The sequence below is a fragment of the Streptomyces sp. R21 genome (assembly GCF_041051975.1).
Classification (GTDB): domain Bacteria; phylum Actinomycetota; class Actinomycetes; order Streptomycetales; family Streptomycetaceae; genus Streptomyces.
Genome location: NZ_CP163435.1, coordinates 5,909,891 through 5,923,656 on the forward strand (window position 1 = coordinate 5,909,891; position 13,766 = coordinate 5,923,656).

Genomic DNA, 13,766 nt, shown 5'->3' on the forward strand with positions numbered 1-13,766 from the left:
AACAATCGGCCTGCTACGAAGAGCGCGTCGATAACGGACCGCCGTACCCGCCTGTGAAAGCGGTACGGCCTCCCTCGCCGAGCAACTCGGGGAGTCTACTCGGCGGGGAGGCCGTACCAGAAATCGATCTACGCGAGGATCTCTACTGCTCCTCGAACAGGCTCGTCACCGAGCCGTCCTCGAAGACCTCGCGCACCGCGTTGGCGATGGTCGGCGCGATCGACAGGACCGTGATCTTGTCGAGCTCCAGCTCGCCCGGGGTGGGCAGGGTGTCCGTGAAGATGAACTCGCTGACCTTGGAGTTCTTCAGACGGTCGGCCGCGGGGCCGGAGAGCACACCGTGCGTGGCCGTCACGATGACGTCCTCGGCACCGTGCGCGAACAGGGCGTCCGCGGCGGCGCAGATCGTGCCACCGGTGTCGATCATGTCGTCGACGAGGACACAGACGCGGCCCTTCACGTCACCGACGACCTCGTGCACGGTGACCTGGTTGGCGACGTCCTTGTCGCGGCGCTTGTGCACGATCGCGAGCGGGGCGTCCAGACGGTCGCACCAGCGGTCGGCGACACGCACGCGGCCGGCGTCCGGGGAGACGACGGTGAGCTTCGCCTTGTCGACCTTCGCACCCACGTAGTCCGCGAGGATCGGCAGCGCGAACAGATGGTCCACCGGGCCGTCGAAGAAGCCCTGGATCTGGTCGGTGTGCAGGTCGACGGTGAGGATGCGGTCCGCACCCGCCGTCTTCATCAGGTCCGCGATCAGACGCGCCGAGATCGGTTCACGTCCACGGTGCTTCTTGTCCTGACGGGCGTAACCGTAGAACGGCACGATGACCGTGATGCTCCGCGCGGAGGCCCGCTTCAGAGCGTCGATCATGATCAGCTGCTCCATGATCCACTTGTTGATGGGAGCCGTGTGGCTCTGCATCAGGAAGCAGTCGGCGCCGCGGGCGGACTCCTGGTAGCGGATGTAGATCTCGCCGTTGGCGAAGTCGAAGGCCTTCGTCGGGACGACCCCGACACCCAGCTTGTGGGCGACCTCCTCGGCAAGCTCGGGGTGGGCGCGGCCGGAGAAGAACATCATCTTCTTCTCGCCGGTCGTCTTGATCCCGGTCACAGCACAGTCTCCTCAGAGGTGTCTCAGCTGGGTGTTGAGAGGTGATTTCAGCTGGGGTGTGGGTGCACGGTGCGGGTGTGCACTTATCACGGTACGTCGTGTCGGACGTGCCTGTTTCCGGTCAGCCTTCGCCATCCGTCTCCCGGGAAGCCGCCTCGGCCGCCTTCGCCGCCGCGCTCCCCGGACGCTTCCGGGCCACCCAGCCCTCGATATTCCGCTGCTGGCCGCGGGCGACGGCCAGCGAGCCGGGCGGCACGTCCTTGGTGATGACCGAGCCCGCCGCGGTGTACGCGCCGTCCCCGACCGTGACAGGCGCCACAAACATGTTGTCCGATCCGGTACGGCAGTGGGAACCCACCGTGGTGTGGTGCTTGTCCTGTCCGTCGTAGTTCACGAACACGCTCGCGGCGCCGATGTTCGAGTAGTCGCCGATCGTCGCGTCCCCGACGTACGACAGGTGCGGCACCTTCGTGCCCTCGCCGATCGTCGCGTTCTTCGTCTCCACATACGTACCCACCTTGGACTTGAGTCCGAGGCGGGTGCCGGGCCGCAGATACGCGAACGGGCCGACGGTGGCCTGCGGGCCGACCTCGGCGCCGTCGGCGACCGTGTTGTCGACCCGGGCGCCGGATCCGACCCTGGTGTCCTTCAGGCGGGAGTTGGGGCCGACCTCGGCGCCCTCCGCCAGGTGCGTGGCGCCCTGGAGCTGGGTGCCGGGGTGCACGATCGCGTCCTGCTCGTAGGTGACGGTGACGTCGAGCCAGGTGGTCGCCGGGTCGATGACCGACACCCCGGCGAGCATGGCCCGCTCCAGCAGCCGGTCGTTGAGGATGCGGCGGGCCTCCGCCAGCTGCACGCGGTTGTTGATGCCGGCGATCTCGCGGTGGTCACCGGCGACGGACGCGCCGACGCGGTGCCCGGCCTCGCGCAGGATGCCGAGGACGTCCGTGAGGTACTCCTCGCCCTGGCTGTTGTCCGTGCGGACCTTGCCCAGCGCGTCCGCGAGGAGCTGTCCGTCGAAGGCGAAGACGCCCGAGTTGATCTCGCGGATCGCGCGCTGCGACTCGGTGGCGTCCTTGTGCTCGACGATCGCGGTCACGGCTCCGGAGGCCCCGTCCCGCACGATCCGGCCGTAACCGGTCGCGTCCGGGACCTCGGCGGTCAGCACGGTCACGGCGTTGCCGTCGGCGGAGTGGGTCGCGGCGAGGTCGCGCAGCGTCTGCCCGCTCAGCAGCGGGGTGTCGCCGCAGACGACGACCACGGTGCCGTCGACGACACCGCCGAGCTCCTCCAGGCCCATCCGCACGGCGTGCCCCGTGCCGTTCTGCTCGGCCTGTACGGCCGTCCGTACGGCCGGGTCGAGCTCGGTGAGGTGCGCGGTGACCTTCTCGCGCGCGTGCCCCACGACGACGACCAGGTTCTCCGGCTCCAACTCGCGCGCGGCTGCGAGTACATGGCCCACCAGGGAACGCCCGCACAGTTCGTGCAGGACCTTGGGTGTGGCCGACTTCATACGGGTGCCCTCACCCGCTGCGAGTACGACGACGGCGGCGGGGCGATTGGCGCTCACGGGCGTGCCCTTCGGCTTCGGATGGCTGGGGTGCCTTCGGGGTGTGGACATCCGCAGGATACCGGGGCGTTTCAGGGGGGACATGAGAGCGGGCCCTGACAGTGCTGTCAGGGCCCGAGCTGCGCAGCTCCGCCGCTAGGACTCGAACCTAGACCGAACACCTCCAAAGGGTGCCGTGCTGCCAATTACACTACGGCGGATCGCTGCGTCAGACCTTACCCGAGCCGGGCTTCTGCGTCGGCGGCAATGCCCTTCCACCACCCCTCGATCCGGCAGTACAGATCGGCACCCTGCCGGACCCGGATGACGAGGCAGCCGCGGTAGTCGTCCCCGGCGTTCTTCCTGACGGTTTTCGGGTTGTGCTTCTTCAGCGTCGTCCGCTGGAAGAGGGCGACGTCGACGCGTACCTGGTCGGCCCAGTACTGCTCCGCGGCAGCAACGTCGGCCGACTCATGGATCATGACACGGTACTGAAGGCGTTCGGGCGCGATTCCGAGCAGGTCGAGCCAGGCGAGGTACACCTGGATCATGCTGGGGTCGCTGTTGACGAAGAGGACGGATTCCCGGCGAGCGTACGGCTTGCTCTTCTGGCCCTCGGCCCAGTAGAGCCCGACCCCCATGATGAAGAGCTCCCGGTCGGTCAGTTCGCCGATCTCCTTGTGCGCCGCGAACTTGGTCCTCCTGCGCTCTTCGTCCTGTGCGTCGCGGAGTTTCCTGAGGCCGTCCTGCATGAGCGCCTGTTGTTCCTCCGGTGTGTAGCGCGGCTCCGGCTTCGGCAGATCCCGTACCCACAACGAGATCGAGCTCTTCGAGCAGCCCAGCTCGACCTGGATCTGGTCGTACGTCCAGCCCTGGAGTCGCAACTCCCGCGCCCTCCCTCGTACGTCGTCCTTCGCGTTCGGGCGCTTCGTCCACTCCGGCGGCGGCTCGCCCTCCAGGAGGCGGTTGAGGATGTCGTTGTTGTGGACGTGGAGCCGGTCGCGGATCTGGCGGCGGCTGAGACCTGCCCGGCGCAGGGTGACCGCCTGTTCTCGTAGCCCCTCGAAGTCGGCGTATTTGTCATGTGCGTGTGCCATGGGCATACCGTCCAGGCGGAATCATCGCTTCCGGGGTCGAACGGTGAGCGATTCAGCAGTTCGAGCGATATCGGGTGGTTTCGCTTCTGTTCGATGGCCAGGTGTGGTGTAGGCCAGTAGCCGAAACTCGCCGGAAAAGGGATGGCCGCCGCCCGTAGGGTGGAGGTATGACCACGACGGGGGAAGAGCACACCGGGGCCGGGGGCGGTCCATGGTGGTGGGTGCGGTGGCGTAGTGCCGTGCTGGATGTGGGGCTCGCCGCGGTGTCCGCGGTGGAGTGCGCGGTGGAGGGGTGGCCGTTCGCGCGGGACGCGGGGCTGCCGGTTCCGGTGGGCATGGTGTTCGGGCTCCTCGCCGGGTCCACGCTGCTGTTGCGGCGGAAGTGGCCGATCGCCGTCGTGCTCGTGTCCATCGCCATCACGCCTGCCCAGATGGGCTTTCTGATGGGCCTCGTCGGGCTGTACACGCTCGCCGCGTCCGAGCTGCCGCGCCGGATCATCGGGGCGCTCGCGGGCATGTCCTTCGCCGGGATGCTGATCGTGACGTTCGTGAAGGCACAACAGGGCGTGGTGCGCGGCGACGCGGCCCTCGGAGAGTGGTTCGTCCCCTTCGTCTCCATCACCACCGCGCTCGGGATGACGGCACCTCCGGTGCTGCTCGGTCTCTACGTGGGGGCGCGGCGGCGGCTGATGGAGAGCCTGCGCGAGCGGGCGGACTCTCTGGAGCGGGAGTTGCAGCTGCTGGCCGAGCGGGCCGAGGAGCGGGCCGAGTGGGCGCGCAACGAGGAGCGGACGCGGATCGCGCGCGAGATGCATGACGTGGTCGCGCACCGGGTGAGCCTGATGGTGGTGCACGCGGCCGCCCTCCAGGCGGTGGCGCGCAAGGATCCCGAGAAGGCCGTGAAGAACGCGGCGCTGGTCGGGGACATGGGGCGGCAGGCGCTGACCGAGCTGCGGGAGATGCTCGGGGTGCTGCGTACGGGGGAGGGGCTGGACGTACGGGTCCACCCCGTGCCGTTGGCCGCCGTCGGTGTGGCCGCGGCCGCCGCTGCCGCGGCGTCGCGGGACGCGGACGACTTCGTGGACGGGCCCTGTCTTGCCGAGCTGGAGGAGTTGGTCGGGCAGTCGGCGGCCGCGGGGATGGTGGTCGACCTGTCGGTGGAGGGTGACGCGCGCGCGTACGCGCCCGAGGTGGAGCAGACCGCGTACCGGGTCGTGCAGGAGGCGCTGACCAACGTCCACAAGCACGCGGCCGGTGCGAAGACGCATGTCCGGCTGGCTCACCGTGTCTCCGAGATCGCCATGCAGGTCGAGAACGAGTGCCCGCCGGAGCCGGAGGCGGTGTCTTTCGTGGGGCTGCCCAGTGGGGGGAACGGGTTGCTCGGGATGAAGGAGCGGGTGGCCGCGCTGGGTGGGGTGTTTGTTTCGGGGGCTACGGAGGCGGGGGGGTTTCGGGTTTCGGCTGTGATCCCAACGTAGTTCTGGCGGGGGCGCCTTTCACGGGGGCGCCTGACGCCGGTGGGTGGGTCGGGGCCGTGCCGGTACGTCTTGCCCGTCGCCGCGTGGGCGTACTGCCCGGGGGTTGCATTCGGCGGGACTTGGCGGGCGGTCTGCTACGCGACGGGCAGAGACGTACCGGCACGGCCCCTTGCGTGCGTACGCGACTGCGGGTGCGTGGTCCGTCCTCCCTGCGGGCAATCGTGCCGCTGGGGCGGCACGGGTGGGCGCAGGCGGCGCCCCGTAAGCGCCGAGTTGCGCGACCCACCCCCGCCCAGCACCAACCCCGGGTGCGAAGGAAGAAGAGGGTGACCGGGGTTTGCCCACCCACCCCCGGAGGGGGATCAGCCTGCGGTCAGGCGGACGGGGTCTATGCCGGACAAGAGGGTGGTGAGGGCCTGGTCGAGGGTGGGGCCGAGGTACCAGTCGCCGGTGTGGTCGAGGGTGTAGACGCGGCCCTCGGCGTCGATGGCGAGGAGGGCCCGGCTGTCGGACTCCTCTCCGAGGGGGCACACCTCCGTGCCGAGCGCGCGCCCGAGGTCCCCGAGGGTGCGGGCCATGTGCAGCCCGTGCAACGGGTCGAGATGGAGCGTGGCGGGCGCGATCTGCCGGCCGGGAGCCTGCGCGGCGAGCCGTAGACCACCGAACTCCGCCCATGCCTCCACCGCCGCGGGAAACACCGTATGCCGATGGCCGGCAGGCGACGCGTGGCCCCGCAGCGCGTCGGCCCAGACCTCGGCCTGCTTTATGTCCCAGCGTCCGGGCTGCCATCCGGCGGCGCGCAGAGCGGCGTCCACGATGACGGAGAAGCGGGTGGTTGAGGAGCGGTCGGGGTGCATCTGCCCTTCGTTCGTCAAGAGTCGGCGGGGTTCGTCAAGAGTCGGCGGGTGTCATGGACCGGCTTCTCTGCCGTACTGCAGAGCCCGTGGGCCCCGTCAGTCGTCCGGTGCCGTCGGGTCGACGATGCGCACGCCGAAGTGGTCGCTGAGCGCCGTGCAGGCGCGGCACGGCGCGGCGAAGCTGCCGTGCAGCGGGTCGCCGTCCTCACGGATGCGCCGGGCGGTGAGCTTGGCCTGCTTGAGGACCTTGCGGGCCTCGCCGTTCGTCATGGGCTTGCGCGCGGACCGCTTGCTGCGGGCCGCGTCGGCGGCGGAGATGTGCCGGGATATGAGGATCGCCTCGGCGCAGCGGCCGGTGAAGCGGTCGCGCTGTGCGCTGGTGAGGGTGTCGAGGAAGTCCTGTACCAGCGGGTGGAGAGCGGGTGGCTGGTCGGCGCGGCCCGCGGTGCCGGTGAGTGTCGCGCCGCGTACGGAAAGGGCGGCTGCGACCGTCGGCAGTATGCCGTCACGGCGGTGCAGGAGGGCCGGCGCATGGGGCGCCTCGGCGCTGCTCCAGCCGACCCGAGGGTCCCCGGACGTCCCCGTATGCGTCGCGTTCATGATCGTTTTTCCCTCCCATGCATCCCCCGGTGCGGAGACAGACTGTCAAATGGCGTGGCTGGTGCGGAAGCTGGGGCGGTGCGACACGCCCGGTCTTCGCCGCACCGTCACGGCGGGGTGACGGCAGGTCACGGAACCGGAGGCCCGGTGACCGGTGTCGTTCAACCGCATAGGCTGTCGACATCCGCGATCCGTACAGCCATACAGGCCACAGATGAAGCCGCAGGGGGCAACCGCCATGACGACAGGTCGGCTCGGGCAGCAAGCCGCGCCGCCGAACGCGGCCTACGCCGGGCAGGTCGTGCACTTCCCGGACCCGGTCCGGGCGGCCCGTCACCCCAGAGGTGTACGGGTGGACGAGCACGGCTACCCCGACTTCTCGGCGTACGCGCGTGCCGCCGCGGAGATCGCCGAGCCCCCGGAGGGCTTCGGCGTCGACGAGCTCCGGCTGACGGACTACGTGTCCGCGAACGCGGCGCTCGCCGCCTCCGGCCACGACCTGTGGGACACCATCCCGCCGGTGGCCACTCCGCACGGCTGGACCTGGCATCACGTGCCGGGCGGCCGGCGGCTGGAGCTCGTGCCGGTCGAGGTGAAGGCGCTGCTGCGCCACCACGGCGGGCTCGCGACAGCGGCGGTGGACCAGAACAAGCGCGGCACCCGCCCGTTGCAGGAGACGCGGCCCGCGCACTTCGGGCTGCCGAAGTCGGCGGTCGCGGTGACGGAGCAGCAGGTGCTCGCGGTCGAGGAGGAGCTGGGATACCGGCTGCCCGGTGCGTACCGGTCCTTCCTGAAGGCGGCCGGGGGCTGCGCGCCCGTCGGCGCCGCGCTCGACGCCGAGCTGGGGCTGCTGGTCGACCAGCCGTTCTTCACCGTGCGCGACGAGGCCGCCGTCAACGACCTCGTCTACGTCAACAAGTGCCTGCGCGACCACTTGACCAAGGACTACCTGGGTGTCGGGTTCGTGCAGGGCGGGCTGCTGGCCGTGAAGGTGAAGGGCGAGGGGACCGGGTCGGTCTGGTTCTGCGCGTACGACGACGCCCGCGACCAGGACGCCTGGCCGCCGCCCGAGCGGGTGCAGCGGCTGCTGCTGCCCTGCGGCGACGACTTCGACCGCTTCCTGTCCCGGCTGGCAGGCAATCCGCCGGAGCTGGAGACCGTGGCGAACCTGATGGTGGACGGCGGCTTCGCGCGCGCCGTGGCCGTCGGCGCGGCGTCTTCGGCCTCCTCGGCGTCTTCGATGGGGGAGTGAGCTTTCCGATGGTGACCTTCGCGCAGGCGCAGGAGCGCGCGGAAGAGTGGATCAACGGCGATGTGCCCGGCTACCAGCACCGCGAGGTGCGGGTGCGCGAGTTCGAGCTCGGCTTCGTGGTGTGGGCCGAGGACCGCGCCGACGGCCCGCGTTCGGACGGTGGCGCTCAGCGGCTCGTCCTCGCCCGCGACAGCGGTGAGGCGACTCTGTGGCCCAATCTGCCGGTCGGCGAGGTGATCCGCCGGTACGAGGAGCAGTACGGAGTGCCGGACGCGGCACCGGATCCGGCGCCGGCGCCTCCGGCCCGGGTCGATCTGAACCAGACGTCCTTCCTGCTGACTCCTCCGGAGTGGCTGCAGGAGGCCGCGGACCGGATGGGGATTCCGGATCAGCGGGCAGGCGCGGGCGCGGGTGGGCGTGCGGCCGGCGGTCCGGCCGACTCGCCGTCGGATGCCGTGCCCGGCACGCTGCCTGGTCCGGTCTCCGGTGGGGTGTCCAACGGGGCTTCGGACGGGGCGGGTTCCCGGGCGGCTGCCCCTGCGGCCGCCGCTGCCACGCCGGTTCCCCCGGCTTCTCCCTCTCCTTCCGATGCCGTTCCGGTGCCGGGTGCTCCCGGTGGAGCTCCGGCATGGCCCGCCGCCGGGCAGGGGCCGCAGGATGCCGCGGGCGTGCCCGCCTCGGCGACCCCCTGGGCGGGGACCGACACCAACGGGGACGCGGGCGACGACCGTTCCGTACCGCTGCCCGCGACCGTGTTCGCGCCGCCGATCTCCGGTCTCGACGAGGGCGGCACCCCGCCGCCCGGTGTGACGCCGGACGCCAAGACCGCTCTGATGTCCGGCGGCAGCCAGCTTCCGCCCACCGCCATGGCCCCCGCGATCACGGACTCGAACGCGGCGCAGTCCTCCGGCTTCCCGCAGGGGCCGGGTGCGCCGGTCGCGCCGCCGGTTCCGGGTGGCACGCCGCCGCCCGCTCCGGCTTCGTACGGCTATCCGCAGGGTCCGGGCGGGGCGCCGACTCCGCCTCCGGGCGCGCCGGTTCCCGGTGGTCCGCACGGCACACCGCCGCCGCAGCAGCCCGCGGGTCCGGCCGCCCCGGCCGCGCATGGTCGGCCGCTGCCGCCGCACGCCGGTGATATCGCCGACGCCGCGACCAGCAAGGCACAGGCGCCGCCGCGGGGTGCGCGGAGCGCCGGTGCGGGTGCGCCGCCTCCGCCGAGCGCCCCGGGAACGCCGGGCGTACGGCCCGGCAGTACGCCTCCGCCGTCCGGGCCCGGTGCTCCGGGCACCCCGGCGGGCGGGTACGTACCGACGCAACTCGTCTCGCAGCTCGGCCCGGACGGGCCCGAGGTTCCGGGTCAGCCCGCCGCTCCGCAGCCTGCGGGCGGTACGCCTGCGGGTGGTGTTCACCATGCGGCGACGATGTTGGCGGGTCCGGCTGTGGGTGGTCCGGGTGCGCCGCAGCCTCCGGGGGCCCCTGGTGCTCCCGGTGCGCCCGGCGTCCCCGGTGCTCCCGGTCAGCCCGCCGCTCCGCAGCCTCTGGGTGGTACGCCTGCGGGTGGTGTTCACCATGCGGCGACGATGTTGGCTGGTCCGGCTGTAGGTGGTCCGGGTGCGCCGCAGCCTCCGGGTGCCCCCGGTGCCCCTGGCGCTCCCGGTGCTCCGGGCAACCCGCCCCCCGGCGGCGTCCACCACGCGGCGACGATGCTCGCCGGTCCGCAGGTCGGCCCGCCCGCCGGCGGCCCCGGCATGCCTCCGCCGCCGAGCGCTCCCCAGCCGATGCCGGGTCAGCCCATGCCCGGTCAGCAGCCGCCGGCGTACGGCTATCCGCAGCCGCCCGCCGGGCAGCCGACCGTGGGCCCCGGCTACCAGGCCGTGCTGCGCTACCGCGCGCAGGACGGCTCCGAGCAGCAGCTCATCCGCCGCTCCGCGCCGGGCACCCCGCACCCGGAGTGGCAGATCCTGCACGAGCTGCGCGCGATGAACGTGCCGCCGCAGCAAGTGCTCGAACTGCACACGGAGTTGGAGTCGTGCGAGCTGCCGGGCGCGTACTGCGCGCGGATGATCCGGGAGAGCTGGCCGCAGGCGCGGATCACCAGCATCGCCCCGTACGGCACCGATCACGCGAGCCGTCAGCAGGGCATGCACCAACTGATCGCGCACCAGGGCGAGTTGCACCAGGTCGCGGACGGGCTGGCGCGCCCGGCGCCGGTGCGTGCGCCGATTCCGCCGGTGCAGCCGTCGCCGCCGATTCCGCCGGAGGCGATCGGCCAGGAGCTGGCGGCGGCGTTCGGGCCGGGGGTCTTCCGGTTCGACCAGGCCGCCGTCTCCCGCCAGGGCGTGCCCAACATCGTGGCGCACACGCTGGTGGTGGCCGGACTCCCGGTCGACATGGGCCCGTTCTTCTGGGCCCAGGCCCAGCCGGGGCGCCCGGTGCCGACGCTGGCCGAGCTGGCGCAGGAGCGCGGGGTGCAGCCCGCCGCGGACGCGGGCTCGTACCTCGTCATGGGCAGCGACTTCGGCAAGGCGATCTGCGTCCAGTACGGCACGGCGAACATCGTGGCCGTACCGGTGGAGGCGGGTCCGGGCGGAGCCCCGGTGCCGCCGCAGTTCGTGAACTCGGGCCTGCCCGAGTTCGCCCGCTGCCTCGCCCTGCTCGGCCGTATGTGGCGGCTGCGCTTCGGCCTCAACCAGGAGCAGGCGGGCCGCTGGACCGTCGACTTCCAGGCCCAGCTGGCCTCCCTCGACCCGGCGGCCCTGGGCTCCCCGGAGTCCTGGTGGTCGGTGCTGCTGGAGCAGATGTGGGACGGACTGCTGTGACCCGGAGGTGACTGCCTCCACAGGGCGGGGCCCGGTCGGATGACCGGGCCCCGCCCTTTTGTGTCCGCATCCTGACCGTGACTGATGGGCGGAGTGTCGCGTTATGAACACTTCCGCGTGATCCATCAAGATGTGCGCGAAATACTCATTTCGGGTACAGCGGATTTTTCGGGTACCGCGGAATTCCGGTACGGCGGAGAGGGGTCCCTCGATGAGCGGTGCAGGTGCATCGGTGTCGCCGCACGGCTTTGTGGTCGTGCGGGGGCGTGGTTACCGGCCCGAGCAGGTGGAGGCGTATGCCGCGGGGGTCTCGCGGCAGCGGGACGCCGCCTGGGAGCGGGCTGCCCGGCTGACCGTGCTGGCCAAGGAGATGGACGCGGAGGCGGGGCGGCTGCGCGAGGTCGTGGTCGGGCTCGGGCCGCAGACGTACGACGAACTGGGGGAGCGGGCCCGCCGGATCTTCGAGCTGGGCGAGGAGGAGGCCGCGGCCGTGCTGGACGTGGCGCGTCGCGCGGCTTCGCTGGTCGTCGCGGAGGCCGAGGAGGCGGCCCGCCGGGTGCGCGAGGGCGCGCGGGAGGAGGCCGACGCGGTGCGCGCCGACGCCGAGGAGCGGGCCCGGCAGCGGCTGCTCACCGCCCGTGCCGAGGCCGACGAGATGCGGATCTCGGCTCGTCGAGTGGTGAAGGAGAGCCGCGGCGAGGCGCTGGCCGCGCTGCGCGAGGTGCGCCGCCGCACGGAGGGCCTCCTCGTCGACCAGGAGAAGGAGCACACCGAGCGCTGGGAGGAGGCGGAGCGCGCCGCGGCCGAGCGGGAGGCCGGGCTCGACGCGCGCCAGGTGGAGCTGGTGGCGCGCGCCGAGGCCGGCCTGGACGAGGCCCGGCGCGCCCTCGCCGAGGCCGAGGAGTCGGCCCGGCACCGGCAGGAGGACGCCGAGGCGCGCGCCGCCGAGCTGCTGGCCGAGGCTCGGGTGTGCGAGGAGCGGATCCACCGCGAGACCGAGCGGGTGCTGCGCGAGCACGGCGAGGCGTGGGACGACGTACGCGCCCACATGGACCACGTCCAGACCAGTCTCACGACCCTGACCGGGCGGGCTCCGGCCGAGTAGCCCGCCCCGCGGGCGGTAGAGCCTGTGTCACATCCCCGGCCGGGCGCCCGCCGCCTGGCACGCACGCTCGCCGCGTTGCCGAAACGTCCTAGTAGCTCCGCTACGAGGACGCTCCGGCGCCTTGCGATCGCACGCACCAGACGACGTGCGCTGATCCGACCGGGGATGTGACACAGGCTCTCAGTCGCCCCTTCGGACGGCTCCCGCCAGGATCCAGCCCTCCACCGCCTCGTACTGGTGGCGCTGCTCCTCCGCCTTGCGGCGCCCCGAGGCGATCGTGCCCAGCCAGCCGAACGCGAAGCCGAGCGGGATGGAGACGAGGCCGGTGGTGGTGAACGGGTACCAGTTGAAGTCGGCGTGGGGGAACGCGGAGAACGGGGAGCCGGAGACCAGGTTGGTGCCGCTCATCAGGACGAGGACGCCGAGCGTGCCGCCGATGAGGGTGGCCAGCAGGCCCGTTCGGGTGTAGCGGCGCCAGAAGAGGCCGTAGACCAGCGCCGGCGCTATGGCGGACGCGCCCAGGCAGAACGAGAGCGTGACCAGCGCCTGAAGGTTGGTGTGCTGGACGAGGGTGGCGAGCAGGATCGCGGGGATGCCGACCGCGAGGGCCGACAGCCGGGCGAGGGCCATCTCGCGGCGCGGTGAGGTCGGCCGCGCGCCGCTCGCGAACACGTCGTGGGCCAGGGAGTTGGCGCAGGCGAGGATCATTCCGGCGACCGAGGCGAGCAGCGTGAGGAAGATCGCCGCGGTGACGGTGGTGAAGAGGAACGTCTCGCCCGTCGACACGTCGGGCCCGAACGCGGCCCGTGAGCCCAGCAGATACGCCGTGTTGCCCTGCGGGTCGGCGCCCGCGATCGCCGTACGGCCGATCAGTGCCGTCGCGCCGAAGCCGATGACCGTGATGACCAGCACGAACAGGGCCACGCAGGGCACGGCCCAGGACAGCGAACGGCGTACCTGGCGGGCGCTTCCCGCGGTGTACATGCGCATGGTGATGTGCGGCAGACAGGCGCCGCCGATCACCACTGTCAGTTCCGAACTGATCATGTCCAGGCGGGGGTTGGGGCTGCCGGAGAACTCCAGGCCCGAGCGCAGGAATGCCGGACCCACTCCGCTGTTCTTCGAGGCCGCCGCGAACAGCGCGCCCGGGTCCCAGTCGAAGCGGCTGAGGATCAGCGCCGCCACGAGTGCGCCGGAACCGAGCAGCATCACGATCTTCATGATCTGGATGAGGGCGGTGCCCTTCATTCCGCCGATCGCCGCGTAACTGATCATCAGCGCGCCGAGCCCGATGATGCAGCCCGTCTTCAGTGCGTCGCTGGAGAAGCCGAGGATGAAGGCCAGCAGGTCGCCCGTTCCGGCGAGTTGGACGAGCATGAGCGGCAGCAGCGCGGCGATGGTGGTGGCGCACGCCGTGATGCGGACCGCGCGGCCCGGCATCCGGCGGGCCAGCGCGTCGCCCATGGTGAACCGGCCCGCGTTGCGCAGGGGTTCGGCCAGCAGGAACATCAGCAGCATCAGGGACAGCGCCGTGCTCAGGGCGAGGACGACACCGTCGTATCCGGCGAGCGCGATGACCCCGCCCGTGCCGAGCACCGTCGCCGCGGAGATGTAGTCCCCGGCGATGGCAAGCCCGTTGCGCAGGGGCGAGAGCGAGCCGTAGCCCGTGTAGAACTCGTCGAGGTCGTCGCGGTCGGGCCCCGTCATCACGCACAGCAGCAGCGTGATGGTGGCGACCGTGGTGAAGGCGACCAGTGACATCGCCTGGCCCGAGCTGCTGAATCCGGTCAGCCCGCCGGGAGCGGCGAGCACCGGATGCCCGGTGGAGGTGGAGAGCACCGGATGCCCGGTGGGGGTGGAGAGCACCGGATGCCCGGTGGGGGTGGTGACTG

Annotated in this window: 10 protein-coding genes and 1 tRNA gene; 4 read left to right on the forward strand and 7 right to left on the reverse strand. The window is 71.7% G+C overall.

Annotated elements, in window-relative coordinates; translation table 11 throughout:
* Positions 1-142: 142 nt before the first annotated feature.
* From AB5J56_RS26530 to AB5J56_RS26545, 4 genes are all read right to left on the reverse strand, one after another.
* Positions 143-1,117 carry a ribose-phosphate diphosphokinase gene (locus AB5J56_RS26530; RefSeq protein ID WP_369235690.1) on the reverse strand — a complete coding sequence of 325 codons (975 nt, stop codon included), beginning with the start codon at positions 1,115-1,117 and terminating at the stop codon, positions 143-145.
* A gap of 121 nt (positions 1,118-1,238) precedes the next feature.
* A complete protein-coding gene (gene glmU / locus AB5J56_RS26535) occupies positions 1,239-2,687 on the reverse strand; it encodes a bifunctional UDP-N-acetylglucosamine diphosphorylase/glucosamine-1-phosphate N-acetyltransferase GlmU (RefSeq protein ID WP_369235692.1) in 1,449 nt (482 codons plus the stop codon).
* 127 nt (positions 2,688-2,814) lie between these two features.
* Positions 2,815-2,887 (reverse strand) — tRNA-Gln (locus AB5J56_RS26540).
* Between the two features lie 15 nt (positions 2,888-2,902).
* Complete coding sequence (locus tag AB5J56_RS26545) at positions 2,903-3,763, reverse strand: hypothetical protein (RefSeq protein WP_369235694.1); 861 nt, start codon at positions 3,761-3,763, stop codon at positions 2,903-2,905.
* A 167-nt stretch (positions 3,764-3,930) separates the two neighbouring features.
* Between AB5J56_RS26545 and AB5J56_RS26550 the strand changes: the two genes are divergently transcribed.
* Positions 3,931-5,241: a sensor histidine kinase gene (locus AB5J56_RS26550; RefSeq protein WP_369235696.1), complete on the forward strand. Its 1,311-nt coding sequence runs from the start codon at positions 3,931-3,933 to the stop codon at positions 5,239-5,241.
* 362 nt (positions 5,242-5,603) lie between these two features.
* Here the strand turns inward: AB5J56_RS26550 and AB5J56_RS26555 are convergent, their stop codons facing one another.
* A complete protein-coding gene (locus AB5J56_RS26555; protein WP_369235698.1) occupies positions 5,604-6,098 on the reverse strand; it encodes an SUKH-3 domain-containing protein in 495 nt (164 codons plus the stop codon).
* Positions 6,099-6,194: 96 nt separating this feature from the next.
* Positions 6,195-6,698: a YwqJ-related putative deaminase gene (locus tag AB5J56_RS26560; protein ID WP_369235700.1), complete on the reverse strand. Its 504-nt coding sequence runs from the start codon at positions 6,696-6,698 to the stop codon at positions 6,195-6,197.
* A 238-nt stretch (positions 6,699-6,936) separates the two neighbouring features.
* Here AB5J56_RS26560 and AB5J56_RS26565 point away from each other — a divergent pair, with 238 nt between their 5' ends.
* From AB5J56_RS26565 to AB5J56_RS26575, 3 genes are all read left to right on the forward strand, one after another.
* Complete coding sequence (locus AB5J56_RS26565) at positions 6,937-7,950, forward strand: SMI1/KNR4 family protein (protein ID WP_369235702.1); 1,014 nt, start codon at positions 6,937-6,939, stop codon at positions 7,948-7,950.
* 8 nt (positions 7,951-7,958) lie between these two features.
* The gene (locus tag AB5J56_RS26570; protein WP_369242795.1) at positions 7,959-10,769 is read left to right on the forward strand and encodes an SUKH-4 family immunity protein; all 2,811 of its coding nucleotides are present in this window, start codon (positions 7,959-7,961) and stop codon (positions 10,767-10,769) included.
* Between the two features lie 211 nt (positions 10,770-10,980).
* The gene (locus tag AB5J56_RS26575; RefSeq protein WP_369235704.1) at positions 10,981-11,874 is read left to right on the forward strand and encodes a cellulose-binding protein; all 894 of its coding nucleotides are present in this window, start codon (positions 10,981-10,983) and stop codon (positions 11,872-11,874) included.
* Between the two features lie 180 nt (positions 11,875-12,054).
* Here AB5J56_RS26575 and AB5J56_RS26580 read toward each other — a convergent pair whose 3' ends face one another.
* Positions 12,055-13,665 carry a cation acetate symporter gene (locus tag AB5J56_RS26580; RefSeq protein ID WP_369242797.1) on the reverse strand — a complete coding sequence of 537 codons (1,611 nt, stop codon included), beginning with the start codon at positions 13,663-13,665 and terminating at the stop codon, positions 12,055-12,057.
* Between the last annotated feature and the right edge of the window lie 101 nt (positions 13,666-13,766).